Here is a 26,926-nt window from a genome sequence, read left to right as displayed (position 1 = left end):
CAGACCCCTCCCCCTTGCCCCCTCCCGCAAGGGGGAGGGGGAGTGTGGAAAGGCCGGGCCGGGTCGGGGAATGGCAGGCGGGCGTGGGCGGCCGGCGGCGGTCAGCCGCCGCCGGGCCTGAGCAGCCAGGGGGCGCGTTCGAGCCGATCAGGATTGCGAGCCGTGCCCGGTCATGCGCCGCCGCCGTCATCCCGTGGTCATTGCCCGTAACCCGGATCGCCCAGGCTGACGATGGGCTGCATGGCCACGACGGGAGGCGGAGCCGCGGCAACCGGCGGTGCGGCGGCCGCCGACACCCGCACGCGGTCGGTGATGCACGGGCGGCCGACCCGGGCAAAGGCGGCCCGCACCACCGAGTCCTCGCACAGCACCTCGCGCGCCGCATCGCCTTCCCCCATCTGGCGCAGCAAGGCGGCCATGTTCCTGCGTTCGCATCCTTCGTCGACGGTGGTGCCGCCCCCGGTCAGGCCGAATCCGGCAACGGCCACCCCCGCAGCGTAGGAGCCGGCGCATGTGTTCAGCCCCGCCGTCAGGCCGGGCGCGACCACGTCCGGCACGTTGTTGACGGTGTAGGCCCCCTTGTATCGCACCGTGCTGTCGCCGGGCGCGCCGTTGACGATGCTCACGGTGCCGCCGGCCGAGATGGCGCCGGCCGTGGCCCCAGCGTTGTTGACGGCGCTGGAATTGGCGCTGCCGGTGGCGTTGGCGCTCGATGTCGATTGCGCCAGGCACGGCCCGGCCGGGACCGCGAGGAGCGAGGCGACGAAGAGGATCCGCAGCATGCTGACTTCTCCTGAACAGGACCGCCCGCGAACCGAAACCCGTCTGGAAACGCAAACTGGCGCGGCCGACCGGCGGCGGCCTCGAAGCTTCCGGCGCTCGCGGACCTCATATCCGCTGCGCACCGGTTCTCGGACCCACCACCGGCCGGCTCGCGCCAGCTTCTTTTTCAAACGTTCATCTACTAACGAATGCGGCCGAATGCGCGTTCCCCTCCATCACCCCGAATTCTCGGCCGCCCGGCAGGCGGACCAGGTCGCGCCTCCGATGGAGGGCATGTCCGACGACGAGCCTGCTGTGTCCGGGCGTGGCGGCCATACCCGGGGTCGGTGCCGCGCCTGGCCTCCAGCGACGAGCGTCCGGGCGAGATCGGCAAAAGACAGACAGGATCGCCGAGAACATCGTCGTCGCTTCGCTTGGTCGGCAACAATCCAGGAGTGACTTCTCAGTATACAAAAGAGGTTATCACCATTCACCCGAGGGCTATCGCACGAGACATTTCTGAATGATTGCGGCTTGCCGATTCGATCGCGCCACGAATGCCGCTGCATCTGTAGGCTGATTGCAAGACAGGCCGTGAATTTTTGAAAGGTCATCCGAAATTTGCGCAGATCGCTTCGTCCGGTTCGTGATCTGCGCAGAACCGGTCGGCCATCGGCTGTCATGATCCGGGCGTGATGAACAATCACCTCACCAGGGGCAGGTGTCCTTGATGAGAGAGCATGTATGTCAAAGAGGAGAGTGAGAATTGAAGAAGCTTCGTATGGCGCTTCTGGCCTCATCGATCCTGATCATCGGCGGCGGCTCTGCTTTCGCCTTCGATTTGAGCAATGCCGGCGCCACGGGTGATGGCAGCGGGGCGGCTTCCACGGTGTCGAACGCGCTTGGTGCCGCCCAGGGCGAAGGCGTGGGCACCGGCGTGGGCATCGGCACCGCGGGCACCAACACCGCGACCGGCTCGGGCGGGGCCTTCGCGTCCGGCTCCTCCGAGGTGAACAGCGTTCTCGGCGGCACCGCCCGGAGCGTCAGCCACGGCATGGCGGACGGGCTCGGCTTCGGCACCAACGAGAACGACCTGAGCGGTGTGACCCGGTCGACCGAGGCCGGCGGCATGGGCAGTGCCTTCGGCAACGGCACCGCGGCATCGCAGGGGGCTGCGTCCGCCCTGGGCGAGGGATCCGGCCTCGGGCTGGGTTCGGGCAGCGCCAGCGCGGACGGCACGTCGGCGTCGGCCAGCGCCATCGGCGACAGCCGGGCCCAGGCGACGTCCGAGGGCGGCTCGGCGGCGGCCACCGGCCGTGGCGAGGCGACCGGAGAGGGCACGGCGTCGCGGGATTGACGCCGCGGCCGACCGTTCGCAAGGGCCGGCGCGCCATGGGCCGCGCCGGCCCGACGCCCGTCCCCGAACCGGTCCCGGAGTGCCGGGGCTGGACCCCGCGGAATGGGGCATGCCTTCCACATCCGGAGACCAGGGCCATGAGCAGAACCAGATCCGTCTTCCTGACCTCGGCCGTCGCGCTCTGCCTCGCCGGCGGTCCGGCGGTCGCCTTCGATATCTCGCATTCGATCAGCCGCGGCGGCAGCCTGGGCACCGCCGGAACGGTGAGCAGCGGCGGCGCCTCCGGCACCGCCGAGGGTTTCGGCACCGGCATCGGCGCCAGCACCGCCTCGAGCGACAACGCGGCCGGGTTCAGCGGCGCCGCGTCGAACGGCCTGGCGACGGCCAGCGGCGACCCGGGCGGCTTCGCGGCCTCGCTGGGCGCCAGTTCCAGCTTCGGCGTCAGCGGCGGGCTGAACATCAACGACACGTCCGGCCCGGTGCATGTGACCGGCGCCGGGGGCATGAGCGTCTCGACCAGCATGGGCGGCGCCGCGGTCGTCGGCGATGCCGACGCGTCCGGGTCGAATTCCGGCATCACGGTCGGCGGCGGCACCGCCGGGCCGGACGGCACGTCCGCCCTGTCGTCCGGGATCTCGTCGTCGCGCGCAACCTCGACCTCGAGGGACGGGACCGGGACCGCGTTCGGCGGCGGTTTCTCCAGGAGCGCCGGCAGCGCGTTCCGCAACTGAGCCCCGGCCTGCGCCGCGAGCCGCTGCGTTCCGAAGTTTGCGCGGATTGCGCCATCCGTTTCGCGATCTGCACAGAACCGGCCGGCATCATCGGTCATGATCCACCATGAGAAGAGATGCGACCGCGATGCCGATCCGGTCCGGTGCCGAACCGTCTCCCGGGCTGGTGGCCGGCGCCGCTCTCGCCGCCGGAGCCAGGCGCTTCGATCGCGAGCCGCCCTTCGCGGCGGAGCGTCCGCCGAGACTGGCGGCCGGGACCGGGCCAGGGCGGCAGTTGGGGCGGCAGGCGAGGCGATGCATGGCGCATGGCGCATGGCGAGGCCGAGCCCGGGAGGGGACGATGAGAAACGCGTTCGTCACATCCGCGGCGGTCGTCCTGGTTCTGTCGGCCTGCGGCCAGCCCGCGCCGCGGCAGGAGACCGTCGCGGTCGAAACCGCGGGGTCGACCGTGATCGTCCCCGAAGGGACCCCGATCATCACGCCGGGACCCGCGATCAACCCGGGGACCCGGGTCGTGCTGGTCACGCCGGGGACCCCGGTCTCCGCAGCGGGCAGTCCGGCTTTCACTCCGGTGCCGCCGAGTTCCGCTTTGCGAACCTCGGTTCCCGCAATGGCGACCCCGGTTTCCACCGCAGGAGCTCCGGTTTCCGACGAGCAGATCGTCTCCCTGCTGTCAAACCGGACGGTCTATGCCCGCTACGCCGTCGATACGGGCACGCTGCGGGCGGGCGACCCATGGGTCGAGTATTATCGTCCGGACGGCCAGTACTACTACAAGGACCGGCGGCGATCGTTTGTCGGGCGCTGGTCCGTGGCGAACGGGAAGCTGTGCTATTCTGAGAACGCCTCCACGGTCTGCGGCCCGGTCTATGCGGCGGGCGAGACGATCTACTTCACCCAGGACAGCCCCGGCAGCGGGCAGGGAAGGGTGGTCGGCAGCAGCACCCGGATCGTGCCGGGCGACGCCGAGCGGCTCGCCGGAGGCGTCGGCCAGTTATAGGTGGAACAGTCTTGAGGGCGGACGCGGGGGAGAGTATTCGTGGATATTTCGATGGTATCCGCGTGACATATGTCTTGTTGGCTCCGGTTATGGAGAGATAATGTCAGTATTCCTAGAAGAAAGAATATAGTTCTATCGACTTCAGCAGCCCTTTCCTTTGCGGCGATCCGGTATAATCTATGTCGTCCGATCCGCGGCAGCGCGGTCGGCGACCCGAAGCCGGGAGAGCATTCGGTCGAATCCCAGGTCCAGGATGGTGGCGTTCGAATCCCGTCAACCATCCGCATCCGCCCGGCCCGGCCGGCGATGTGGCCACAGGGGTCAGGACAGCCGATGCTCGATCAGCGGTCACTGCGGGTCTCCGCCGGGAAGGCGGAGGAGATCTGGACGACCGATTCGGTGCCGGAACCGGAACGGGGGGACTACTGGCGGGCGGCGCTCCGCCATCTCTATCCCGGTCTGACGATGGCGGAGCCCGTCGACGGCGAGGCGGTGCATGGCCGCCTGGTCGTCCGCAGCTTCGCCGACGGGCGGGCGAGCGAGTGCCAGCACAGCGCGGCCCGCCTGATCGGGGCCGGGCGCGACCCCGCCGGGGACGGGTGGGACGGCTACAACCTCACCCTGCAGATCTACGGCGTCGGGCGTGTCAGCCAGGCCGGCCGGACATTTCACCGGCGGTTCGGGGAGATGACGCTGACCGACGCCGCGCTGCCCTTCGAGGAGGTCGGGCTGGACGACCCGCATGTGCAGGTGTGGAGCCTGCCGCGCCATATCCTCGAACCGATGCTGGTGGCGCCGGACCTCTCGATCGGGCAGGGGATCGGCAGCCGGCACGGGACCGGCGCCCTGCTGCTGAGCCTGCTGCAGACGACCTGGCGCGAATGCGGCGGCCTGGCGCGGCCGATGCAGCACCGGATCCAGGATTCGATCTGCCGCCTGGTCGCGCTGGCCTTCGGCCCGGCCTCGGCCGCGCGGGCATCCGGCCGCAACGGCGCGCGCCCCGCATCCCTGCCGGAAGCGTGCGCCTATATCGAGAGCCGGCTGCAGGACCCGCGGCTGAGCGTGGACGAGGTGGCCGAATGGCTGCACCTGTCGCGCCGCAAGCTGGAGATGCTGTTCGCGGAGACCGGCATCGGGGTGGCCGGCTGGATCGGCCGGCGCCGGGTCGAGGAGTGCCGGAAGATGCTGGCGGACCCGGCGTGGCGGCACCTCTCGATCACCGAGGTGGCCTTCACCTGGGGGTTCCGCGACCTGTCCACCTTCAACCGCCGCTTCCGGGCCCGGTTCGACATGGCGCCGCGCGAGGTGCGGCGGGGGCAGCCCGCGGCCGGCCAGGACCTGGAGCCGGAGATGCCGCAGATCTTGACCATCGGCCCCTTCCGCCCGCGCACGCCGCCGATGAGGGGGTGAAGGCAGCGCTCGAACGTTGATGGACGGGCCATGACCAAGCGGCCGGGTGCTGCGACGGTGGCCCTTGCAGACTCACATCGTGCTCGCCCCATCCCCACAATCCAGCCCTGTCCCGCATGCATCTCGCCTCTCCTTGTCCCGATTGTCCCTATCATGCTCTGATGCGGATCGAGACAATCAGGATGCAATCCAGGAGGAGGCCGCCATGTGGATGCCGTCGCTGGTCGACCGCGCGGGGCCGAAATATCTCCGCATCGCCGACGCCATCGCCGAGGACGTCTATGCCGGCCGGCTGAAGGTCGGCGAGCGGCTGCCCACCCATCGCGACCTGGCCTGGCGGCTCGGCGTCACCGTCGGCACCGTCAGCCGCGCCTATGCCGAGGCCGAGCGCCGCGGCCTGGTCGCCGGCGAGGTCGGGCGCGGCAGCTTCGTCAAGGCCGGCGCCCGGTCCCAGGCCACGCTCGACATGCCCGCCGTCGGCGGGCCGCAGACCATCGAGCTCGGCGTCAACCGGCCGCCCACCCATGTCATCGCCCCGGAATACGCCGAGGCCATGCGCCGCATCGCCGGGTCCAACATGCTGCCCGAGCTGATCAACTACCAGGCCCATACCGGGCGGTGGGAGCACCGCGCCGCCGGGGCGCAGTGGATCCGCCGCCGCGGCATCGAGGTCGGGCCCGAGCGCGTGCTGGTCACCAGCGGCGCCGAGCACGCCATCACCGCCGCGCTGATGGCGTTCAGCGACCCCGGCGACCCGATCCTGGTGGAGGAGTTGACCTGGTCCGGCGTCCGCGCCCTGTCCAGCCTGCTGCGCCTGTCGCTGCGGCCGGTGGCGATGGATGATGAGGGGATGATTCCGGAGGCGCTGGAGGCCGCGGCCCGCGCCTCGGGCGCACGGCTCCTGTACACCACGCCGACGCTGCACAACCCGACCACCAAGACCATGTCGGTCGAGCGCCGCAAGACGATCGCCGAGCTGTGCCGCGACCTGGGCATCACCATCGTCGAGGACGACATCTACGGCACCATCGCCGAGAACCCGCCGCCGGCGCTGTCCAGCTACGCGCCGGAGCGCAGCATCTACATCACCGCGGCGTCGAAGAGCATGGCGCCCTCGTTGCGCATCGGCTTCGCCGCCATGCCGTCCGACCGGCTGGGGCGTTTCAGCTCCGCCGCCCGCGCCACCAACTGGATGGCGCCGTCGGTGATGGGGCAGATCGTGGCCGACTGGATCGAGGACGGCACCTGCGACGTGCTGGCCGACCGCATCCGGCGCGAGACCAAGGCGCGCCAGGCGGTGGCGGCGCGGGCGCTGGAGGGGCTGACCTGGCACACCAAGCCCGGCTGCTTCCACATCTGGCTCGAGCTGCCGGAGCCGTGGCGGGCGCAGGAGGTGGTGGCGGCGGCGCGGCAGCGCGGCCTGGCCATGACCTCGACCGAGCTGTTCGTGCCCGGCCGGGCCGAGGCGCCGCACGCCATGCGCATCACCCTGACCGCCGCCGCCGACGCCGAGGAGCTGGAGCGCGGCCTGCGCGCGCTGGTGGACCTGCTCAGGAGCGATCCGGATTTGAGCCTGGCAGCTGCGTAGGTTGGGTTCGCAACGGCGAACCCAACATCCCGCATCCCGAACCATTGTTGGGTTCGCAAAGCGAACCCAACCTACGACCCCGAACGAAAGAAAGCCGCCCCGTGACCGCCATCCTGTCGATCCAGTCCTCCGTCGCCTACGGCCATGTCGGCAACTCGGCCGCGGTGTTCCCGCTGCAGCGCCTCGGCATCGATGTCTGGCCGGTGCTGACCGTGCATTTCTCGAACCACACCGGCTACGGCAGCTTCCGCGGCCCGGTGCTGGCCGCCGACCAGATCGCCGAGGTGCTGCGCGGGGTGGAGGAGCGCGGCGTGCTGCCGGGCTGCGACGCCGTGCTGTCCGGCTATATGGGCGACGTCTCGCTCGGCCATGTCGTGCTCGATGCCGTGGCCAAGGTGAAGGCCGCCAACCCGAAGGCGATCTATTGCTGCGACCCGGTACTGGGCGATGTCGGCCGCGGCTTCTTCGTCCGTCCCGGCCTGCCGGAGTTCATGCGCGACCGGGCGGTGCCGCAGGCCGACATCATCACCCCGAACCAGTTCGAGCTCGAATACCTGTCCGGCTTCAGCGCGCAGGGGCGCGCGGTGGCGACGCTGGCCGACGCGCTGGAGGCCGCCCGCACGGTGCAGGCGACCGGGCCGCGGATCGTGCTGGTCACCAGCCTGACCCGCGGCGACGCGCCGGAGGGCGTGATCGAGATGCTGGCGGTGGCGCCGGAGGGGGCGTGGATCGTGGCGACGCCGCGGCTGCCGATCACCGTCAACGGCTCGGGCGACATCACCGCGGCGCTGTTCCTGGCGCACTACCTGCGCAGCGGCGATCCGGGCATCGCGCTGGGCCGCACCGCCGGCACCGTCTACGCGGTGATGGAGGCGACGCATCTGTCGGGCCGGCGCGAGATCCAGCTGGTCGCCGCCCAGGACGCGATCGCCAACCCGCCGGAGCGGTTCGAGGTGACGAAGGTGCAAGGGTAGGACAGGGCGGCGAGGACGAGAGCGGCCTCGACCTTCCCTCACCGTCATTGCGAGCGCAGCGAAGCAATCCAGAGCCGCTTGGCGTGGCCCCTGGATTGCTTCGTCGGCTTCGCCTCCTCACAATGACGGTGCTGGGCTGGCGGGAGACGCAAAATGGCGCCCGCCCTTCCTCCAGTGACCGCCATCACCGGCGACAGGCGGCGCGGGTCGTGTAGTATCGCGGGGCCGGGCGGACCCCGGCTCTGCCGATGGGAAGCCATGCCCGATATCGCCCTGGCGGTGCTCGCCATTTCCGTCCTGATCGTGCTGGTGGCGCTGCTGCAGCCGCTGTCGACCCGCCTGTCGCTGCCGCATTCGGTGCTGATCGCCGGCCTCGGCATCGCCATCGGCAGCATCGGCAGCGCCACCGGCGCGATCGGCGGCGGCGGGCCGCTGTCGGAATTCGCCCATGCGGTGACCGGCGGCGAGATCCGGTCCGAGGCGATCCTGCACATCTTCCTGCCGATCCTGCTGTTCGAGGCCGGGCTGCACATGGATGTGCGGCGGATGATGGATGACGGGGCGACGATCCTGACCCTCGCCGTCGTCGCCGTGCTGGTGTGCAGCCTGGTGGTCGGGATCGCGCTGTGGGGCACCTCGAGCCACGGCCTGGTGCTGTGCCTGCTGCTGGGCGCGATCGTCGCCACCACCGACCCGGCGGCGGTGATCGGCATCTTCCGCGACGCCGGCGCGCCGCGGCGCCTGACCATCCTGGTCGAGGGCGAGAGCCTGCTGAACGACGCCGCGGCCATCACCCTCTACATCGTTCTGGTCGGCCTGCTGACCGCCGGCGCCAGCGCCGGCCATGGCGAGGCCGATGCCGGCGGCGCGCCGCTGCTGTTCCTGCGCTTCTTCATCGGCGGGGGGCTGTTCGGCTTCATCGCCGGGCGCCTGGCCTTCATGGTGATGCGGCCCCTGAACCGCTACCCCGTGGCCGAGGTCGCCTTCACCCTGGCGCTGCCCTACATCGCCTATGTCGTGGCCGAGCGCTACCTGCACGTCTCCGGCGTGGTTGCGGTGGTGACGGTGGCGCTGGTGGTGGGCTCCACCGGCCGGGTGCGGATCTCGGCCGAGGGCTGGGAGGGGCTGGAGAAGGTGTGGGCGCTGCTCGGCTTCTGCGCCTCGACCCTGATCTTCATCTTCGCCGCCATGCTGGTGCCGGAGTTCCTGCGCGACGCCACGGTCGAGGACGGCGTCCTGCTGCTGGTGCTGATCTCCGCCGCCTTCATCGCCCGCGCCATCGTGCTGTGGGGGCTGCTGCCGGTGCTGACATGGCTCAAGGTGGCGCAGCCGGTCAGCACGCCCTACCGCCTGGTCATCCTGTGGGGCGGCCTGCGCGGCGCCGTCACCCTGGCGCTGGCGCTGGCCGTCAGCGAGAACCCGCTGCTCGGCACCGAGGCGACGCATTTCGTGGTGGTGCTGGCCACCGGCTTCGTGCTGTGGACCCTGCTGATCAATGCCACCACGCTGCGGATGGTGATGCGGTCGCTCGGCCTGAACGCGCTGAGCCCGACCGAGCTGGCGCTGCGCGACCGCGCCCTGCACCAGGCGCGCGAGGGCATCGCCGAAAGGATCGAGGAGATCGCCGAGGAGCAGCACCTGTCGCCGGAGGTGGCGAAGGAGGCGGCCGAGGCCTATCGCAGCCGGCTCAGCGGCCTGGCCAGCCGGCCCTTCATGCTCGACCCGAAGGAGCGCGAGCGGATGGGGCTGATGGCCCTGGCCAACCGCGAGCGCGATCTGGTGGTCGAGCATTTCGACCAGAAGCTGATGTCGCGTCGCACCACCGCCGACCTGCTGGCCCAGGTCGGGCGGCTGCACGACGCGGCGATGACCGGCGGCCGCGCCGGCTATCTCGCCGCGGCCTCCCGCAACATCGATTTCGGGCCCGGCTTCCGCCTCGCCATCATGCTGCAGCGCAGCACCGGCTGGGAGGGGCCGCTGTCCGGCAGCATCGCCGATCGCCTCGAGATGCTGAAGGTGGCGCGGATGATGATCGAGATGCTGAAGCGCCATGCCGAGGCCGAGATGCGCCGGCTGCTCGGCGCCGAGGTGTGGCAGTCGCTCGATGCGGTGCTGACCACGCGGCTCGACGCCATCATCGCCGCGATCGAGGCGCTGCGGCTGCAATATCCGGACTATGAGCGGCGGATGTCCGAGCGCTTCCTGCGCTGGGCGGCCCTGCGGCTGGAATCGGCGGAATACGACGAGCTGCGCAACCAGCAGTTCATCAGCGGCGAGATCTACGAGGACCTGCAGCGCGACGTCGGCCGGCTGTACGAGACGCTGCAGCGGCGGCCGCAGCTGGACCTCGGCCTCGGCACCGCCGAGCTGGTGCGGCGCCTGCCGTTCTTCCAGGGCCTGTCGGAGGAGCGGATCGAGCAGATCTGCAAGCTGCTGAAGCCGATCTTCGCGGTGCCGGGCGAGGTCATCGTCCAGGCCGGCGACCGCGGCGACACCATGTATTTCATCTCCTCCGGCGCGGTCGAGATCGGCCGCGGCGGGCGCAAGTTCCGGCTCGGCCGCGGCGATTTCTTCGGCGAGATGGCGCTCTTGATCAGCGGCCGCCGCACCGCCACGGTCACCGCCATCGCCTTCTGCAAGCTCCTGGCCCTGACCGCCCGCGACCTTTCGGTGCTGGCCAGCGCCCACCCCGACCTGCGCCGCACCATCGCCGAGATCGCCCGCGCCCGCAGCGCCGAGACCGAGCGGACCATCTCGGCGCTGGGGGAGGAAGAAGCGGTGTGAGGCTGAGAATCCGCGGAGGTTTCCTGGGCCTCCGAGGACCAATGCTCTCTTCCTGTCATTGCCGGGCTTGACCCGGCAATCCAGGGGCCACCCAGAGCGGCCTCGACATCTCCTGGATGCCCGGGTCAAGCCCGGCCATGACAGTGAAGGAGGACTCAGGCGATTCCCCAGCAGTCGTGCCGCTGGCCATATCTTTCTTTATCATTCAATTGTTTTATTGAATGATGTGTCGACAGAGCCGGCCCGCGGGCCGGGTCCATGCTTCTGGAGACACGGAATGACCGTACATCGATCGTCCGATGATGCCGCCTCGCCGTCGAGGACGAGGCTCGGCTTCGCCATCCTCGCGGTGGTGCAGGGGACGCTGATCTTCACCATCGCCCTGATCATGGTGCCGCTGCCCCGGATCGCCGCGGAGTTCGCCCTGACCCCGGCGGACCTGCTGCTGCTGCAGGTGGCCTACGGCCTGCCGTTCAGCGGCCTGCTGCTGTTCGGCGGGCGGCTGGCGGACCGCTATCGCGGGCGGCGCATGTTCGCCCTCGGGCTGATCCTGTTCGGCGCGGCCTCCCTGGCCGCCGCCGCGGCCCCCGGCTTCGTGGTGCTGGTCGGGGCGCGCTTCGTCCAGGGCGCCGGCGGCGCCCTGACGGCGCCCGCCGCCATGGCGGTGCTGCGCGCGCTGTTCCCGGAGCCCGCGGCCTACGGAAGGGCCATGGCGGCCTGGGGCGGCGTCTCGGTCCTCGGCGCGATCCTGGGATTCGTCGCCTCGGGCGTCCTGACCACCTGGGTGTCGTGGCGCTGGATGTTCGCCATCCCGGTCCTGGTCGCCCTGGCCGGGCTGGCCTCGACGCGCGGCCTGCTGCCGGCCGACCGGACCGACGAGCCCGCCGGCCGGCCGGGGCTGGATCCGGCCGGAGCGCTGCTCGCCACCGCGGGCATCGTGCTGGCGAGCTATGGCCTGATCGCGAGCGGTGAGCATCCCTGGTCGTCCGCCGCCGTGTGGGGGCCGCTGACCGCCGGCGCCGCGCTGCTGGCCGCGTTCCTGGGCGTCGAGCGCATCGTCCGGGACCCGCTGCTGCCGCCCGGCTTCCTGCCGAGCCCCTGCCGCGTCGCCGGGCTGCTCGGCATGCTGCTGGCAGCCGCCGGCTCCGCCCTGATCGAGTTCGTCCTGTCGCTGTACCTCCAGGGCACGAGGGGGTGGACGCCGCTGGCCACCGCGCTGGCCTTCCTGCCCTTCGCCGTCGCCCTGATGGCGACGAACCACGTCGCGCCGGCCCTGGTCGGCCGTCTCGGTCCGGCGCGGGTCACCGTTTCCGGCCTGCTGGTCGCGGCCGCCGGTCTCGGCCTCCTCGCCGGTCTCGGCCCTGACACGGGCTATGCCGCCGGACTGCTGCCGGGCATGGTCCTGCTCGCCGCCGGCCTATCCCTGATGTTCTCCGGCTCCGCCGTGCTGTCGACGATGAACGTGCCGCAGCGCCAGGCGGGGCTGGCTGGCGGCGTGATGAACACGGCGATGGAGCTGGGGCCGACCGTCGGGCTGGCCGCGCTGATGTCCGTCGCCGCGGCCCGGCCGGATGCCGTCGACGGCTATGCCTGGGCCTTCGGCGCGGGGGGCGCCGCGTTTCTCGCCGCCGCCCTCGCGGCCGCGGCGCTGCTGTCCCGCGCGGCCTGCCGGGCGTTGCCGCAGGCGGAGCCGGCACCGTCGTACTGAGCATCTCATACTGTTCCGGCGCTCCGCCTCGGTTAGAGTGGCGGGATGGCGCGATTCCTTCCCCGCCGCTGGCCCCGCCGCCGCTGGACCATCGGCCTCTCGGCGCTGCTCGCGGCCCTGGTCGGGCTCGCCATCGCCGGGCAGAGGCTGCTGCCCGGCTGGGTCGAGGCGGAGGCGATCGCCCGCCTCAGGGCCGAGGGCGTGCCGGTCGAGCGGCTGACCGTGTCCAGCGTCGATCTCGGCTCGGCCGAGATCGGCGGCATCGCCGTGGCGGACGGGCGGATCACGATCGACAGCATCTCCCTCGGCTTCAACCCCTGGACGCTGATCCGCGAGGGCCACCTGTCCTCGATCGCGCTGTCCGGCGTGTCGATCCGCCTCGGCATCGACCGGTCGGGCGCGCTGGAGCTGCCGCGGATGGGTGTGTTGGAGGGCGGCGGAGGAGGAGGCGGCGGGGGGCTGGGCGCGATCCCGTTCCAGTCCATCTCGGTGCGCGACAGCCTGATCGTGATCGACACCCCCTGGGGCCGGATCCAGACGCCGGTCGAGGCCGAGGGCGCGGTCAACGAGCTGGGCCGGCTGGTGTGGAGCGGACGGCTGCGCCCGGCCGGCGCCGGCGGCGTGGCCCAGGCCAAGTTCGACCTGACCAATACCCCGGAGGGCCAGATCTATGGCGGCGTGCAGCTGGAGCAGGCCAGCTTCCGGTCGGACCAGCTGTCGCTGAACGGGGTCACCGGCTGGATCGCCTATGGCGGCGAACGCGACAGCAGCGGTGAGATCCAGGGCGCGCTGACGGTCGCGGAGGTCGAGCGCGGCGCCGCCCGGTTCCGCGATTTCGGCGTGCAGGGCAACGGCACGCTGCAACGGCTGCAGCAGCTGATCATCGGCGCCAAGATCGGCAGCGGCGACGGCAGCCTGGGGCTGCAGCTGCAGGGGGCGAAGCAGGGCGAGGGCACCGACCTTGCGGTGCAGGTCGCCGCCGACAACCTCGGCGCGGTGGCGCCGGCCCTGGGCTTCGACAGCGGCGTGACCGGCAAGGCCAACATCAACGCCTGGCTGACCCTGCGCACCCCCGGCCTGCCCAGCCTCGACGAGCTGCCGCAGCTGCTGGCCGACGGCTTCATCCGGGTCTCGACCGACGGCGTCCAGGCCGGCACCGGCGTGGCGCTGCAGACCGGGCAGCTGAGCGCCAGCATCGACCTCGCCGGCGGCACGCTGACCCTGGCCGGCAGCCGGCCTTGGAAGGTGGCGGGGCGCTTCGCCTCCGGCAAGCTGTCGGTCGACCTCGACTGGCTGCCCGGCGACGGCGGGCCGCAGCGGCTGGAGTTCAGCCGCGAGGGCGACACCTGGTGGACCCGGCTGGCCGGGGCGACCAAGGGCAATGTCGCCGGCTTCGACGTCGCCGGCTCGATCGACGCCGAGCTCGGGCTGAACGATGCCGGGCAGGCCAAGGTGCGGGTGCCGGAGGCGGTGCTGGACCTCGACCCGTTCGAGGCGATCGGCCTGACCATCGACCCCGGCCCGATGACCGTGTCGGGCGAGACCACCGACGACGGCTGGACCGCGACGCTGTCGGGCAGCTCGGCCATCGGCCTGCCGGGCAAGGCGGGCGGCAACGCCACGGCGCGGGGCACCGTCCGGGTCGACACCGTCGGGCAGCACCTGACGGTGCGGCCGGTGCATGGCGAATGCCTGTCGCTGGACTTGCCGGCGCAGGACTTCACGCCGCGGCTGCGCCTGGCCGAGCCGGCGGCGGCGCTGCTGTGCCCGGATGCCGAGGGCCGGCCGCTGCTGGAGACCGATCTCGACGGCGACCGGCCGCCGCTGGTGCGGGCCGCCGTGCCGGCCCTGGCGCTGGACCTGTCGATCGGCGCCGGTGCCGACGCCACGCGGCTGACCGCGACCACCCCGGTCCTCGCCATCGCCCCGGCGGTGCAGCCCGAGGGCAGCTACCGCCTGACCGCGGCGGACGGCAGGCTGGCGCTGCCCGGTGCGGGGCTGTCGGTCGAGGACGTCGACGCCGAGGCCGCGGTCGTTCCCGGCGCGACGATCCCGGTCGACGCCACCCTCACCGCGGCGCGGCTGGCGATCGAGGGCAACCCGGTGGTGCCGATGAAGGCGCGGCTGCGCAGCCGGCTCGACGCTTCCACCGACATCCTGTCGCTGGAGGCGGAGCTGACCGACCCGGAGGGCCGGGCCCGCGCCGCCGGCACCGGCCGGCATGACCTTGCGACCGGCGACGGCGGGCTCGACCTGGTGCTCGATCCGGTGCGGTTCCGCCGCCGCGGGCTGCAGCCGAAGGACGTGGTGCCGGCCCTGGCCGGGCTGCCGCTGGCCTGCGTCGACGGGCGGATGGAGGGCAGCGGGCGGATCGCCTGGGGCGGCGCCGCGGAGACCTCGCTGGGCCTGCGGCTGCGCAACGCCGCGTTCCGCACGCCCTGGGGCAGGGCCGAGGCAGCGGCGGCCGAACTGCGGCTCGACCGGTTCTCGCCGCTGCGGCTGCCGGCGGGGCAGCGGGTCCGGATCGGCCGGTTCCTGCTGGACGGCGAGATGCCGCCCCTGACCGATGTCGACGCCCGCTTCGGCTGGAGCCAGGCCGGCGGCGTCGACCTGCGGCGGCTGGCGCTGGACTGGACCGGGGCGAAGATCGACGTCGAAGGCGGCTCCGGCCGGCGGCGCCCGTCGGTGCTGCGGATCGAGGGGCTGGACTTGGCCCGGGCCGTGGCCGCGGCCGGGCTGGACGATGTCCGCGCCACCGGCATCGTCGACGGCACCATCCCGTTCCGCCTCGACCGCGACACGATCGTGGTCGAGAACGGCGTGCTGGCAACGCGCGGCCCGGGCGAGATCCGCTACGGCGGCGCGGCGGCGCCGGACGAGATCAAGGCGGCCGCGGCCGCCGAACCGGGCATGGACACGCTGATGACGGCGCTGCGCAACTTCCAGTACCAGTCGCTGCGGGCGACGCTGGACGGCCGCAGCGACGGCGAGGCGAATGTCAGGCTGGCGGTGCGCGGCTCGAACCCCGACCTCTATGGCGGCTTCCCGATCGCGCTCAACGTCAACCTGTCGGGCGCGCTCTACGTCATCGCCCGGCGCAGCCTGGCGCTGGCGCGGATCGGCGACCGCATCCGGGACTATTATGTGGAGCGGCTGGGGCGCCGGGCCGGGCCACCGTGTTGAAGGGAAGAGGCCTGATGACCGACAGATCCCGCGCCGCTTGCGCCGGCCTCTCTCTCGCCGCGCTGCTCGGCGCCTGCTCGCCGGTGATCCGGGTCGAGGCGCCGGACAAGCCGATCGAGATCAACCTCAACGTCCGGGTCGAGCAGGACGTCAAGGTCCAGGTCGACCGCGAGCTGCAGAAGGTGGTCGGCAAGAACCCGGCGGCGCCTTAGAGACCGTTTGCAAATGCTACTGGCGCGGCCGTCTGACGGCGGTTTCTCCGCTTCCGGTGCTCACGCACCAAACATGCGCTGCGCTCCGGTTCTCGAAACCACCGCCAGCCGACTCACGCCAGCGCATTTCCAAACGGTCTCCTAGGGGCGGGTCATCCGCCGCGTCTCCCGGCGGCGTAGGGGAGCACGAACATGTAGAGGCCGGTGAACAGCAGCAGGAAGAGCGGGAGCAGCGGCGCGTACACCACCCATCCGGGGGGCTCGCCCAGCGCCATGGCGACGAAGTTGGCGATGACGGTTGCCGTGAAGGCAATGGACAGCCAGCGGTGGATCTGCCGGACCCATGGGCTCAATCAGACCTCCTGTCGAAGATGGGCGGATCGGGAACCCTGGTCTCACTCCTGGCGCGCCAGGACTTGCTCCAGCTTGGTGAGGAACTGCTGCCATCCGGCCTTGGCGCCGCCATAGGCCTGCTTCTGGTTCGGCCGGAAGCCCGACTGTTCCATGCGCAGATGCGTTCCCGTGCTCGTCGGGGTGAGGGTCCAGACCACCACGCTTTTCAGATCGTAGGCCGGATCGTCATGCGCGAAGTCCCAGCTGTAGGACAGGGTCCGGTTCGGCTCGACCGCGAGGACCTTGCAGTCGAGCACGCCGCCCCAGTCGCCGCGAAGGTTGAAGCGGTGGCCCACGACGGGGCTGAAGTCGTTCTTCATCAGCCACTCCTCGATCAGGTGCGGCTGCGTCAGGGCACGCCAGATCTTCTCCGGCGGATGGGGGATCTCCCGTTCGACGATGACGGAGCGGGTTTCGGTCACGGCATTGGTCATTGATCCATCCTCTTGAGCAGGTCCTCGAGATCATCGAACCGGCTTTCCCAAAACCCGGCCATCCGGCTGGTCCAGTCGATCAGCGGGGCCAGGGCGCCGCGCTGCGCGCTGTAGTGCATCTGGCGGCCTTCGGGACGGTCCCGCACCAGCCCGGCCTGCTTCAGGACGCCGAGATGCTTCGAGACCGCCGGCTGCGAGATCCCGGCGCCGGCCGTCAGGGCCCCGACGGTCAGCTCTCCTTCGCTGCACAGCCGCTCGAAAAGAGTCCGCCGGGTCGGATCGGCGAGCGTCCTGAAGAGCATGTCGTGGGCGGTCGACATCCGAACTCATAACTGTCTGGCTATGATTTGATTTATAACCGGCGAGCTATATGAGTCAAGCGGGGCTGCAGAGCGCCACCGTGATTCTCAACTGAAAATGAAAATAGGGATGCGCGGCTGGCAGCGCCGCGCATCCCCATCGACCGGACGCGATCTTTCAGTCTAGGAGGGAACGAGACAGAGGCCGTTGGAAGCGGTCTGTCGCGTCCGGGTCGACCCGGAATCTCAGAAGGCCAGGTTGATGCCGGTCAGCAGATTGGCGTTCTCGAAATCCTTGCCTTCGCGGAAGTTCTGCTTCTCGTAGATCACCTCCGCATAGGTGTTCAGGCCCGGCGCCAGCGTGTAGGTCAGGTTCACGCCGGCGATGTGATTGTCCTGCAGGTTGGTGGCACCGGTGTAGGGCTGCTCCAGGCCGTTGTTGTTGCCGGCCCAGGTATAGGCATAGGACACCGAGGTCAGGAACGGACCCCACTGATAGCTCAGATCGCCGATGACCGTGTCCACCGGCTTGCTGGTCAGGTACAGGCTGGAATAGTGGGTCCAGTTCACGCTGGCGGCGATGCCGCCCGACTTGACCCGGCCGCCGAGGGTATAGGCCTCGAGGTCGTGATGCTCCGGATTGTTGTCGGTGGTGACGCCGTTGCCGTAGGCGGCCGTGGCGGCGACGCGCAGGCCGACGCCGCCGCCGATGTCGCCGTCATAGCCGACGCCGCCGGTGACGACGTTCTCGTACAGCGTGCTGCTGTCGTTGATCAGGTCGTTGCGGCCGCCGGGACCGGCATGGGTCGACCCGCCCACGACCGGGGTGAAGTCGACGCCGAAGCTGAAGCCGTTGATCGTCGGCGAGGTGTATTTGATGCGGGTGTCGTCGTTCGCCAGGCCGCCGAGATAGGTGGCGTCGATCGAGTAGAAGTTGCCGCCGCCCAGCGGGAAGTCGCCGTCCAGCAGGTCGCCGAAATCCATGCCGCCGGCGCCGACGGCGCCGGCCAGCTCGTCATGGGCGTAGATGTAGCCGAAGTCGTCGGCGACGGTCGGCCCGTCGCCGAAGGTGATGGTGCCGAAGCTGCCCTTCACATAGACATAGGTGCGGTCGACCTGGACGCCGTCCCGCCGGTTCACCGAGTCGAAGCGGATGCGGCCGCCATATTCCAGGCCGGAGTCGGTGACGTTCTTGACGTCGAACTGCATCCGCGCGTTGGACTGGAAGTCGTAGTCGCGGTCGAACTGCGAGTGGCCGGTGTCCGAGAGCACCAGTGCGGACTGCGCGGCGATGAACCCGGTGATCTTCAGCTGCAGGCCGGACGTCACATTCGCATCGGCCGCCGATGCCGGCATGGCCCCGATCAACGCAGCAGCGGCCAGCGCCGTGCCCCCCAGCAGTACCTGCTTCATCCTGCCTCCCTTTGCCCGCATCGATGCGGGGCGATTCACGCGAGACGCCCGCCTGTCGGCGGAGCCCTGTGTCGTCGAAGGCACAGTCGATCAGGCTTGGTGGCTGCTCTGGCCGGGGCGTCTAAGACAAGAAGGACCCTAGGCTCGCGCAAAAACGTAACATACATACAAAAATGTATAGTTTGCGGTAATGACGCTCTGTTGCGGGCCGGCCACACCCTTGGCTGGCGGTGCAGGCGCAGAATGTCGTTGGCGGGGGGGCGCGCGGGTCGCGTCTCTCAGACGCGGCAGCCGCCGGGACTCAGCCGGGCGTCTCTTCGCCGTCCCAGTATCGCCGCAGCCCTGACATGTCGAAGATGTCGTCGCGCGTGCGCAAGGCGCCGACCGCCATCTTGTTCGAATCCGGATAGACGCAGACCTCGTTCGGATTGCGCTCGCCGATCATGAGGTATCTGCACGGGCCGGGGCCGCTGTTCAGGAAGGAATGGCCGACCTTCCGGCCGGCGGGGAAGCAGACATAGTCGCCGGCCTTCAGCTCGTGGCGCTCGTCGCCGAGGATCAGTGTCACCTGGCCCTCGAGGATCAGCGCCTGCTCCTCCTCCAGCATGTGATAGTGCGTCGGGCACAGACGCTTGCCGGGCGCCGGCGATTCGATCAGCACGCCGACGCGGTAGCTCGCTCCGACCGCCGCATGGGTGAGGTGCTTCGAGCGGCCGCCGAACCGCGCGCTGCCGGGCACGCCGTCGTCGTGCCAGTCCACCGCACCCTCGGAGATCGGCCCCTTCGGCGCGACGGGCGGCTCGGGCGCCACGGCATCGGCGGGTGGGGCGACGCCGGGCGGCAGGCCGGTGTCCTCGCCGTCCCAATAGGCGCGCGTCGCCGCCAGGTCGAGAATCACCCGCCGTCCCAGGGGGCGCACCAGCACCTTGTTGGTGTCGGTGTAGACGCAGATTTCGTTCGGGTTGCGCTCGCCCACCACGACGTAGCGGCAGACGGTGTCGCCGGTGTTGACCAGGCAGTGCCCGGCCTTCTGCCCGGCCGGGTAGCAGATATAGTCGCCGGCCTTCATCACGTAGCTGTCGGCGCCGAGGCGCGCGGTGACCGTGCCTTCGAGGATGTAGACATGCTCCTCCTCGAAGATGTGGTAGTGCGCCGGCACGCTCTGCTTGCCCGGCCCTAGCTCCTCGATGGCGACGCCGACATGGTAGTCGTCGCCGAGCACGGTGCGTGTCAGGTGCCGGTAGCGCGTGGTGAAGCGCGGGATGTCGGACCATTCCTCCCACGGGACGTCGGATGACGAGATCGGTTTCGGCGTTTCCGTCGGCATCTGTCGGCACCTTCCCTGCGATCCGGTTCCCGCCGGTGTTCGGCCGATCTTGGACCAGATGCGGCGCCCGTCAAAGGCCGGGGCGGCCGGCCCCAGGTCGTCAGCCCCAGGTCAGGGGGTCGAGGCGGAGGTAGAAGGCGAGCCGGCCCTCGTCCGGCGGGATGCCGAGGATCTCGAACAGCCGGTCATGGGCGGCCTGCGCCTGCTCCGGCGTCGTCCAGGTCTCGCGGGCATTGGCGAGGAGGAGGGTGAGGTCGACATAGCGGTCGGCGGCGCCGAACCGCCCCAGGTCGATCAGCCCGACGCAGCGCAGCGTCTCCGGGTCGACCATCAGGTTCGGCATGCAGGCGTCGCCGTGGCAGACGACGCGGCCGGCCGCCTCCTGCGCCAGCCGCCGCGGCAGCTCCGCCCGCAACCGGTCGAGCAGGGCAGGGGGCGGGATCTCCTGGTCCTCCGGGGCCAGGAAGTCGGGATTGACCGCGCTGCGCGCCACCACGTCCTCGGCCCGGGCGAACATCCCCGCCAGGCCGCGCTCGAACGGGCAGTCCGCCGCCGGCAGTGCGTGCAGCGCCTCGATCCGTTCGGCGATCGACGGCCAGGCCTCGGCGAGATCGGGCGCTGCCAGCTCGCTCGCCGGCACGCCGGGCACGGCGCTCATGACCAGGCAGGCGGCGTCGCCGGACGCGGTCCAGTCGAGCACCGACGGGGTGCCGAGGCCGGATCCCGCCAACCAGTCGATGCGGCGGCGCTCGCCGTCGAGGAGGGCGGCGCCTGGGCCCGACGAGACTTTTGCATAGGCGGCGCCGTCGCTGCGCCGGTAGACCCGGTCGCCGGATTCGCCGTGGCGGACGGGGATCCACTCCCGCCCCGCGGACAGGCGCGCCAGGAGGTCGTGGTCGAGCCCGCTCACGGGAACGCGCAGACCTCGTTGGTGACGCGGACGAAGCTGCGCTCGCCCTCGACCAGGCTGAAGCGGTACTCCTTGTCGCCGGCCACGATGGTCTGGAACAGCGGCAGAACGCCGGTGGCGGTGGCCTGCTTGCCGTCGATGCCGCGGAAGTTCACGGTCACGCTCTTGGCCGGATCGAACCAGGCCTGCGCCTTGCCGTTCTCGTCGACCGTGCTCTCGCCGCGGCCGGTCACGGCGATGGTGTTGTTGGCGAAAGCCACCGAGCTGTTGGCGCCGACGGCGTTCTGCGTCGGCAGGATGAAGCGCTTGCTCTCGCCCGGCTTGCAGTCGCGCGGTGCCGAGGCCTGGTCGATGTAGAAGGCGAGGCGCTGCGGGTCGAGCCCGGTCTGCAGCCGTTGCGCCACCTTGTCGGCCAGGTCGCGATAGACTCCGGTCGGCACCTCGCGCTCGAATCGGGTCATCAGCTCGCGATACTGGATCTGCGCCGTCTGCGCCGCCGCCTGCAGCCGCACCCGGTCCTGCTCCAGCCCGCTCTTGTCCTGGGTCAGCGAGCCGACCTGGGCCTGCAGCGTCGCGATCTGGCCGCGGGTCCGCTCGACCCCGATCTGATAGGCGAAGGCTGCCACCACCACCAGCACGGTGATCGAGAAGAACACGCGGATGATCGCGCCCCAGACGCGCCGCCGGTAGCGGCGCTCCGGATCGTAGAGACCGAGACCCATGAACCCTATCCTGACCCTTTGCCGGCGGACGCGACCGCCGTAGCATGGCCCGACTGTTACGACAGGGGCCCCCCGGCCGCCAAGCCCGTCGCGAGGGGCGCGGCAAATCGGGCGGCTGTCCGACCTGTCCGAAAGAATTCTGGAGGAGCGCAGCGTGGGTTCGATCCATCACTTCATCGACGGCAAGGCCGCGCCCGGCCGCAGCGGCCGGGCCGGGGACGTGTGCAACCCGGCAACCGGCGAGGTCTCGGGCCGCGTCGACTTCGCCTCGACCGAGGAGGTCGGCGCCGCCATCGCCTCGGCCCAGAAGGCGCTGCCCGGCTGGGCGGCGACGCCGACGGTGATCCGCGCCCGCGTGATGTTCCGCTTCAAGCAGCTGATCGAGGAGAACATCGAGGAGCTGGCCCGGATCGTCACCGCCGAGCACGGCAAGGTGCTGTCCGACGCCAAGGGCTCGATCCAGCGCGGCCTGGAGGTGGTGGAGTTCGCCTGCGGCATCCCGCATTTGCTGAAGGGCGAGTTCAGCGAGAATGTCGGGCGCGAGATCGACAGCTTCTCGATCCGCCAGCCGGTCGGCGTCTGCGCCGGCATCACGCCGTTCAACTTCCCGGTGATGGTGCCGCTGTGGATGTTCTCGGTCGCCATCGCCTGCGGCAACACCTTCGTGCTGAAGCCGTCGGAGAAGGACCCGTCCGCCGCCAACTGGCTGGCGGCCAAGCTGATCGAGGCCGGCGCCCCTCCGGGCGTGCTGAACGTGGTGCATGGCGACAAGGTCGCGGTCGACACGCTCTTGACCCATCCGGGCGTGGCGGCGGTCAGCTTCGTCGGGTCGACCGCGATCGGCGAGTACATCTATGCCACCGCGGCGGCGCACGGAAAGCGGGTGCAGGCGCTGTGCGGCGCCAAGAACCACATGGTGGTGATGCCCGACGCCGACCTGGACAAGGCGGTCGACGCGCTGATGGGCGCGGGCTACGGCTCGGCCGGCGAGCGCTGCATGGCGATCTCGGTGGCGGTCGCGGTCGGCGATGTCGGCGACAAGCTGATCCAGAAGCTGGAGCCGAAGGTGCGGGCGCTGAAGATCGGCCCCGGCACCGACCCCGACGCGGAGATGGGGCCGTTGGTGACCAGGCAGCACTACGACAAGGTGCGCGGCTATGTCGACATCGGCGTCCAGGAGGGCGCCAAGCTGGTGGTGGACGGCCGCGGCCTGAAGCTGCAGGGCTACGAGAACGGCTACTTCGTCGGCGGCTGCCTGTTCGACCAGGTGCAGCCGGAAATGCGGATCTACCAGGAGGAGATCTTCGGGCCGGTGCTGTCGGTGGTGCGGACGCCCGACTTCGCGACCGCGCTGGACCTCGTCAACAAGCACGAATACGGCAACGGCACCGCGATCTTCACCCGCGACGGCGACGCGGCGCGGACCTTCGTCAGCAACTGCAATGTCGGCATGGTCGGCGTCAACGTGCCGATCCCGGTGCCGATGGCGTTCCACAGCTTCGGCGGCTGGAAGCGCTCGGCCTTCGGCGACCTCGGCATGTACGGGCCGGATGGGGTGCGCTTCTACACCAAGCTGAAGACGGTGACCGAGCGCTGGCCGACCGGCATCAAGGGCGGGGCGGAATTCACCATGCCGGTGATGCGGTAGGCGTCCGAGTGGTGAGCGGACGTAGGTTGGGTTCGCGACAAGCGAACCCAACATCGTGCGGCGGAACCGTGTTGGGTTCGCTGGGCGAACCCAACCTACGGGCTAAGCCGCCGCGGCCAGGGCCGGCGACGCCTTGGCCTGCTGGTGCGCCTCGGCCACGGCGCGCTCGCGGTGCTCCGGCCCCATCGACAGGCCCTCGGCGCGGACGAACTCGATGTCGGTGACGCCGATGAAGCCGAGCGCGGTGCGCAGATAGGCTTCCTGGTGATCAAGGGCCTCGAGGCCGGCGGTGTAGATGCCGCCGCGCGAGGAGGCGACGATCACCTTGCGGCCGCCGGCCAGGCCGACCGGGCCGGTCTCGCCGTAGCGGAAGGTGCGGCCCGCCTGCAGCAGGCGGTCGATCCAGGCCTTCAACTGGGTCGGGACGGTGAAGTTGTACATCGGCGCGCCGATCACCACGACATCGGCCGACAGGAACTCCCCGACCACTGCGTCGATCAGCGCCCGCTCCTCGGCCTGGACCGGCGTCAGCTCGCTGTCCTTGCCGAACTTGATCACCGCCAGCCGCTCGGCGGTCAGGTGCTCCGGCGCGTCGGCGACAAGGTCGCGATACACCAGCTCGGCCTGGGGATAGCGGGCGCGCCAAGCCCCGACGGTCGCCTTGGTCAGCTGGCGCGACACCGAGGCGTCGCCGAGCGGGCTGGAATCGATCTGCAGGATCTTCATAGGCCCCTCCGTGGGTGCGAATAGCATCAGCACTGTATTTACGGATGATGGCAATTCGCCTGTAGCCTGGATCTTCGCGATGGATCGTTCTATGTGTGAGACAATCCATTCGGGATGACGGCCATGCTGGACCTCAACGACCTCCGCCTCTTCGCCAAGGTGGCGCAGCTGGGCGGCTTCACCGCCGCCGGCCGGGCGCTGGGCCTGCCCAAGTCGCGGCTGAGCCGCCGGATCGCGGCACTGGAGGAGGGGCTCGGCGTCCGGCTGCTGCAGCGCTCGACCCGCCGGCTGTCGCTGACCGATGTCGGCGAGACCTTCCTGCGCCATTGCGAGACCCTGCTGGCCGAGGCCGAGGCGGCGGAGCAGGCGGTGGCCCAGGCGCGGTCGGAGCCGAGCGGGCTGATCCGCGTCACCTGCCCGCACATCCTGGCGCAGACCATGATCGCGCCGCTGATCAACAGCTTCCTGGCCGCCCATCCGGCGGTGCGGATCTCGATGGAGCTGACCGGCCGCCGCGTCGACGTGATCGAGGAGCGGGTCGACCTCGCCTTCCGCGTGCGCCGGCCACCGACCGAACCGTCGGACGTGGTGGTGCGGGTGCTGGCCCAGACCCGGGCCGTGGTGGTGGCCGCGCCGGCCCTGCTCGACCGGATCGGCCGGCCGGTGGAGCCGGTCGACCTGATCCGCCTGGGCACGCTCGACCTGCATCGCGCCGACGGCCGCCATGTCTGGACCATGGTCGACGCGGCCGGTACGCCGCAATCGGTGCCGCATGTGCCGCGGCTGGCCAGCGACGACATGTTCACCCTGCGCCAGGCTGCGATCGACGAGCTCGGCGCCGCGCTGCTGCCGGACTATATCTGCCGGCCGGCGATCCAGGCCGGCCTGCTGGAGCATGTGCTGCTGGACTGGCGCGTGCCGGAGGGCGAGGTGCAGGCGGTGTTCGCGTCGCGCCGCGGCCTGGTGCCGGCGGTCCGCGCCCTGGTCGACCACGTCGTCCGCTGGGTGCCGCGGATGGTGGCGATCTGCGACAGCGAGCTGCGCGAGGAGGATCGGCTGCCGCCCTATGCCGATTCCGGCGCCAACGCCGCCGCGCTCGGCCTCGATGCGCTGTTGACGGCGCGGCCGGCCGCCCACTAGCTTCGCCGCGACGGTTCCTTCGGGATCAAATGGGAACGCAGTGCGGGCCAAGCCCAACGCTGCGGCTGCCCCCGCAACTGTGAGCGGCGAGTCCTCCGTCATGAAGCCACTGGGGTTCTCGGGCCCTGGGAAGGCGACGGAACGGCGACGACCCGCGAGCCAGGAGACCTGCCGTCGGTCGTGGTCACGCGCGAGCACGCCGGGCGGGGTGTCCTGGTGGTTGCCGAACCGGCCCGGTTGCCGAAGCGGCGGGGCCGGGGAGACAGCGTTCGCGGTGACGTGCCACAGGCGTGTCCCCGAGGTCTCCATGTCCGTTCCGTCCCGCTGCATCCTGGTCCTGCTCGCCGCCGGCGCCGTCGTGCCCGCAAAGGCCCAGGACACCCCGTCGCCCCTGACGCTCGAGCCGATCGTCGTGACCGCCAACCGCGTGCCGACACCGGCGGCTGAGGTCGGCAGCGCCGTCACCGTGATCACCCGGCAGGAGCTGGAGGACCGGCAGATCCGCCAGCTCTCCGATGCGCTGCGCCAGGTGCCCGGCGTCGCCGTCAGCCGCACCGGCCCGGCCGGCCAGACGACCCAGATCCGCATCCGCGGCTCCGAGAGCAACCAGACGCTGGTGCTGATCGACGGGGTCGAGGTCAACGACCCGTCGTTGGAGTCGGAGTTCGACTTCGCCCATCTGATGGCCGACGACATCGAGCGGATCGAGGTGCTGCGCGGGCCGCAGAGCGCCCTCTACGGCTCGGACGCGATCGGCGGCGTGGTCAACATCGTGACCCGCCGCGGCGACGGGCCGGTCGGCGGCACCGCCTCGGTGGAGGGCGGCGGCACCGGGACGCTGCGGGGCCACGCCTCGGTCAGCGGCGGCAACGAGGATGTGGACTTCCTGATCGGCACTGCGGGGCTGCGCACGGACGGCACCTCGGCCGCCCGCCGGGGCAGCGAGGCCGACGGCACCCGCAACGGCACGGTCTATGCGAAGATCGGGCTGCACCCGAGCGAGCTGGTCGACATCGACGTGGTCGGCCGCACCACCCGCTTCAACACCGACCTCGACGGCTTCCTGGGCGGCGTCGGCGCCGTCGACAGCGAGGACGATGTCGACGGCTCGACCTTCCTGGGCCGCATCCAGGGCAGGCTCAAGCTGCTCGACGGCCGGTGGGAGCACGTCGTCGGCCTGTCCTATCTCGACGACAGCCGCGATTATCGCGACGGCGGCGACGCCATCACCGCCAGCTATCGCGGCAAGACCACGCGGGTCGACTATCAGACCAATCTGATGCTGGACAGCGAGGTGCTGCTGCCGGCCGAGCACCGCCTGACCTTCGCTGTCGACCATGAGGAGCAGCAGGCGGACAGCGACAGCGGCTTCGCCGATTTCAGCCGCCGCATCGGCGCGACCGGCCTGGTCGGGCAATACCAGCTCGGCCTGCTCGACAGCCTGTTCCTGACCGGCAGCGTGCGGCAGGACCTGAACGACCTGTTCCGCGACACCACCACCTGGCGCCTGACCGCGGCCTGGCGGATCGAGGCCACCGGGACCAAGCTGCGCGCCTCCTACGGCACCGGGGTGAAGAACCCGACGCTGTTCGAGCTGTACGGCTTCACCAACACCTATCGCGGCAATCCGGATCTGAAGCCGGAGCACGCGGAGGGCTGGGATGCCGGCTTCGACCAGGAGATCTGGGGCGACCGGGTGGTGCTGGACGCCACCTGGTTTGAGCAGCAGATCGGCGATCTGATCGTCGGCAGCGGGCAGGGCTCGGCCAACCTGCCGGGCACGGCGACCGCCCGCGGTGTGGAACTGGGCCTGTCGGTGACGCCGGTCAACGACCTGACCATCCGCGCCGCCTACACCTATACCGACGCACAGGACGCGACGGGGGCGGAGCTGGTGCGCCGGCCGCGCAACATCGCCAGCCTCGACGTCAGCTATCGCTTCCTGGACGGCGCGGCGACCGTCAATCTCGGCGTGGATTACAACGGTCCGCAGAAGGACCTGGCCTTCGACGAGGCCTACAATTCGTCGCCGGTGACGCTGGACGGATATACGCTGGTGAATCTGGCGGCGTCCTACCAGGTGACCGACAGGGTGCAGGTCTATGGCCGGATCGACAACCTGCTGGACGAGGATTATGAGGAGGTCTGGACCTACGGCTCGCTGCGGCGGGCCGGTTATCTCGGCATGAAGGTCAGCTTCTGATC

The 26,926-nt window shown here is 70.5% G+C and carries 22 protein-coding genes and 1 riboswitch; of the genes, 13 read left to right on the top strand and 9 right to left on the bottom strand.

Annotation, left to right across the window (positions count from 1 at the left end):
• Positions 1-197: 197 nt before the first annotated feature.
• Positions 198-782: a hypothetical protein gene (locus tag ACFW16_RS06580; protein ID WP_380303046.1), complete on the bottom strand. Its 585-nt coding sequence runs from the start codon at positions 780-782 to the stop codon at positions 198-200.
• Between the two features lie 746 nt (positions 783-1,528).
• Here ACFW16_RS06580 and ACFW16_RS06575 point away from each other — a divergent pair.
• The 10 genes from ACFW16_RS06575 to ACFW16_RS06530 all read left to right on the top strand — a co-directional run bounded on the left by ACFW16_RS06575 (position 1,529) and on the right by ACFW16_RS06530 (position 15,709).
• Entirely contained in the window at positions 1,529-2,119 is a 591-nt protein-coding gene (locus tag ACFW16_RS06575; RefSeq protein ID WP_380303044.1) for a hypothetical protein, read from the top strand.
• A gap of 137 nt (positions 2,120-2,256) precedes the next feature.
• Positions 2,257-2,850 (top strand): hypothetical protein, encoded by a 594-nt coding sequence (locus ACFW16_RS06570; protein ID WP_380303042.1) that lies wholly within the window; start codon positions 2,257-2,259, stop codon positions 2,848-2,850.
• 340 nt (positions 2,851-3,190) lie between these two features.
• Positions 3,191-3,850, top strand: coding sequence for a hypothetical protein (locus ACFW16_RS06565; RefSeq protein ID WP_380303040.1), 660 nt, complete (start codon positions 3,191-3,193; stop codon positions 3,848-3,850).
• 333 nt (positions 3,851-4,183) lie between these two features.
• Positions 4,184-5,260: a helix-turn-helix domain-containing protein gene (locus ACFW16_RS06560; RefSeq protein WP_380303039.1), complete on the top strand. Its 1,077-nt coding sequence runs from the start codon at positions 4,184-4,186 to the stop codon at positions 5,258-5,260.
• Between the two features lie 205 nt (positions 5,261-5,465).
• Positions 5,466-6,848, top strand: a complete 1,383-nt coding sequence (locus ACFW16_RS06555) for a PLP-dependent aminotransferase family protein (RefSeq protein WP_380303037.1) — start codon at positions 5,466-5,468, stop codon at positions 6,846-6,848.
• Positions 6,849-6,949: 101 nt separating this feature from the next.
• Positions 6,950-7,822: a pyridoxal kinase PdxY gene (gene pdxY, locus ACFW16_RS06550; RefSeq protein WP_380303035.1), complete on the top strand. Its 873-nt coding sequence runs from the start codon at positions 6,950-6,952 to the stop codon at positions 7,820-7,822.
• Positions 7,823-8,080: 258 nt separating this feature from the next.
• Positions 8,081-10,606 (top strand): cation:proton antiporter, encoded by a 2,526-nt coding sequence (locus ACFW16_RS06545; RefSeq protein ID WP_380303033.1) that lies wholly within the window; start codon positions 8,081-8,083, stop codon positions 10,604-10,606.
• 277 nt (positions 10,607-10,883) lie between these two features.
• Positions 10,884-12,314 carry an MFS transporter gene (locus ACFW16_RS06540; RefSeq protein WP_380303031.1) on the top strand — a complete coding sequence of 477 codons (1,431 nt, stop codon included), beginning with the start codon at positions 10,884-10,886 and terminating at the stop codon, positions 12,312-12,314.
• Positions 12,315-12,359: 45 nt separating this feature from the next.
• Complete coding sequence (locus ACFW16_RS06535) at positions 12,360-15,497, top strand: YdbH domain-containing protein (RefSeq protein WP_380303029.1); 3,138 nt, start codon at positions 12,360-12,362, stop codon at positions 15,495-15,497.
• 14 nt (positions 15,498-15,511) lie between these two features.
• Entirely contained in the window at positions 15,512-15,709 is a 198-nt protein-coding gene (locus ACFW16_RS06530; RefSeq protein ID WP_225766883.1) for a YnbE family lipoprotein, read from the top strand.
• A 152-nt stretch (positions 15,710-15,861) separates the two neighbouring features.
• Here ACFW16_RS06530 and ACFW16_RS06525 read toward each other — a convergent pair whose 3' ends face one another.
• The 7 genes from ACFW16_RS06525 to ACFW16_RS06495 form a co-directional block, all read right to left on the bottom strand.
• On the bottom strand, positions 15,862-16,062 hold the full coding sequence (locus ACFW16_RS06525; RefSeq protein WP_380303027.1) for a hypothetical protein: 201 nt from the start codon (positions 16,060-16,062) through the stop codon (positions 15,862-15,864).
• 42 nt (positions 16,063-16,104) lie between these two features.
• On the bottom strand, positions 16,105-16,536 hold the full coding sequence (locus ACFW16_RS06520) for an SRPBCC domain-containing protein (RefSeq protein ID WP_380303025.1): 432 nt from the start codon (positions 16,534-16,536) through the stop codon (positions 16,105-16,107).
• Positions 16,533-16,856 carry an ArsR/SmtB family transcription factor gene (locus tag ACFW16_RS06515; protein WP_380303023.1) on the bottom strand — a complete coding sequence of 108 codons (324 nt, stop codon included), beginning with the start codon at positions 16,854-16,856 and terminating at the stop codon, positions 16,533-16,535. Before ACFW16_RS06515 ends, ACFW16_RS06520 begins: the two co-directional genes overlap by 4 nt.
• A gap of 225 nt (positions 16,857-17,081) precedes the next feature.
• Positions 17,082-18,248, bottom strand: a complete 1,167-nt coding sequence (locus ACFW16_RS06510) for a porin (RefSeq protein ID WP_380303021.1) — start codon at positions 18,246-18,248, stop codon at positions 17,082-17,084.
• 301 nt (positions 18,249-18,549) lie between these two features.
• The gene (locus ACFW16_RS06505) at positions 18,550-19,575 is read right to left on the bottom strand and encodes a cupin domain-containing protein (RefSeq protein ID WP_380303019.1); all 1,026 of its coding nucleotides are present in this window, start codon (positions 19,573-19,575) and stop codon (positions 18,550-18,552) included.
• A 100-nt stretch (positions 19,576-19,675) separates the two neighbouring features.
• Complete coding sequence (locus tag ACFW16_RS06500) at positions 19,676-20,461, bottom strand: APH(3'') family aminoglycoside O-phosphotransferase (protein ID WP_380303056.1); 786 nt, start codon at positions 20,459-20,461, stop codon at positions 19,676-19,678.
• Positions 20,462-20,481: 20 nt separating this feature from the next.
• Positions 20,482-21,207, bottom strand: coding sequence for a hypothetical protein (locus ACFW16_RS06495; RefSeq protein WP_380303018.1), 726 nt, complete (start codon positions 21,205-21,207; stop codon positions 20,482-20,484).
• 154 nt (positions 21,208-21,361) lie between these two features.
• On the opposite strand from ACFW16_RS06495, the gene ACFW16_RS06490 reads away from it, so the two are divergent.
• A complete protein-coding gene (locus tag ACFW16_RS06490) occupies positions 21,362-22,855 on the top strand; it encodes a CoA-acylating methylmalonate-semialdehyde dehydrogenase (protein ID WP_380303016.1) in 1,494 nt (497 codons plus the stop codon).
• A 102-nt stretch (positions 22,856-22,957) separates the two neighbouring features.
• Here the strand turns inward: ACFW16_RS06490 and ACFW16_RS06485 are convergent, their stop codons facing one another.
• On the bottom strand, positions 22,958-23,581 hold the full coding sequence (locus ACFW16_RS06485) for an FMN-dependent NADH-azoreductase (RefSeq protein WP_380303014.1): 624 nt from the start codon (positions 23,579-23,581) through the stop codon (positions 22,958-22,960).
• 123 nt (positions 23,582-23,704) lie between these two features.
• On the opposite strand from ACFW16_RS06485, the gene ACFW16_RS06480 reads away from it, so the two are divergent.
• Both ACFW16_RS06480 and ACFW16_RS06475 read left to right on the top strand, forming a co-directional pair.
• Positions 23,705-24,721, top strand: coding sequence for a LysR family transcriptional regulator (locus ACFW16_RS06480; protein WP_380303013.1), 1,017 nt, complete (start codon positions 23,705-23,707; stop codon positions 24,719-24,721).
• A riboswitch (cobalamin riboswitch) is annotated at positions 24,716-24,912 on the top strand. (Overlaps the previous gene by 6 nt.)
• A gap of 116 nt (positions 24,913-25,028) precedes the next feature.
• Entirely contained in the window at positions 25,029-26,924 is a 1,896-nt protein-coding gene (locus tag ACFW16_RS06475; protein ID WP_380303012.1) for a TonB-dependent receptor plug domain-containing protein, read from the top strand.
• Positions 26,925-26,926: the final 2 nt, after the last annotated feature.

The sequence above is a fragment of the Inquilinus sp. NPDC058860 genome, from assembly GCF_042743185.1.
GTDB lineage: Bacteria > Pseudomonadota > Alphaproteobacteria > DSM-16000 > Inquilinaceae > Inquilinus.
This window is presented reverse-complemented; position numbering and strand designations above follow the sequence as displayed.

Coding starts and splice junctions, on each gene's coding strand:
- ACFW16_RS06530 (WP_225766883.1), top strand. CDS start 15,512: ATGACCGACAGATCCCGCGCCGCTTGCGCCGGCCTCTCTCTCGCCGCG.
- ACFW16_RS06515 (WP_380303023.1), bottom strand. CDS start 16,856: ATGTCGACCGCCCACGACATGCTCTTCAGGACGCTCGCCGATCCGACC.
- ACFW16_RS06510 (WP_380303021.1), bottom strand. CDS start 18,248: ATGAAGCAGGTACTGCTGGGGGGCACGGCGCTGGCCGCTGCTGCGTTG.
- ACFW16_RS06520 (WP_380303025.1), bottom strand. CDS start 16,536: ATGACCAATGCCGTGACCGAAACCCGCTCCGTCATCGTCGAACGGGAG.
- ACFW16_RS06545 (WP_380303033.1), top strand. CDS start 8,081: ATGCCCGATATCGCCCTGGCGGTGCTCGCCATTTCCGTCCTGATCGTG.
- ACFW16_RS06480 (WP_380303013.1), top strand. CDS start 23,705: ATGCTGGACCTCAACGACCTCCGCCTCTTCGCCAAGGTGGCGCAGCTG.
- ACFW16_RS06565 (WP_380303040.1), top strand. CDS start 3,191: ATGAGAAACGCGTTCGTCACATCCGCGGCGGTCGTCCTGGTTCTGTCG.
- ACFW16_RS06540 (WP_380303031.1), top strand. CDS start 10,884: ATGACCGTACATCGATCGTCCGATGATGCCGCCTCGCCGTCGAGGACG.
- ACFW16_RS06570 (WP_380303042.1), top strand. CDS start 2,257: ATGAGCAGAACCAGATCCGTCTTCCTGACCTCGGCCGTCGCGCTCTGC.
- ACFW16_RS06485 (WP_380303014.1), bottom strand. CDS start 23,581: ATGAAGATCCTGCAGATCGATTCCAGCCCGCTCGGCGACGCCTCGGTG.
- ACFW16_RS06580 (WP_380303046.1), bottom strand. CDS start 782: ATGCTGCGGATCCTCTTCGTCGCCTCGCTCCTCGCGGTCCCGGCCGGG.
- ACFW16_RS06535 (WP_380303029.1), top strand. CDS start 12,360: ATGGCGCGATTCCTTCCCCGCCGCTGGCCCCGCCGCCGCTGGACCATC.
- ACFW16_RS06475 (WP_380303012.1), top strand. CDS start 25,029: ATGTCCGTTCCGTCCCGCTGCATCCTGGTCCTGCTCGCCGCCGGCGCC.
- ACFW16_RS06495 (WP_380303018.1), bottom strand. CDS start 21,207: ATGGGTCTCGGTCTCTACGATCCGGAGCGCCGCTACCGGCGGCGCGTC.
- ACFW16_RS06505 (WP_380303019.1), bottom strand. CDS start 19,575: ATGCCGACGGAAACGCCGAAACCGATCTCGTCATCCGACGTCCCGTGG.
- ACFW16_RS06560 (WP_380303039.1), top strand. CDS start 4,184: ATGCTCGATCAGCGGTCACTGCGGGTCTCCGCCGGGAAGGCGGAGGAG.
- ACFW16_RS06555 (WP_380303037.1), top strand. CDS start 5,466: ATGTGGATGCCGTCGCTGGTCGACCGCGCGGGGCCGAAATATCTCCGC.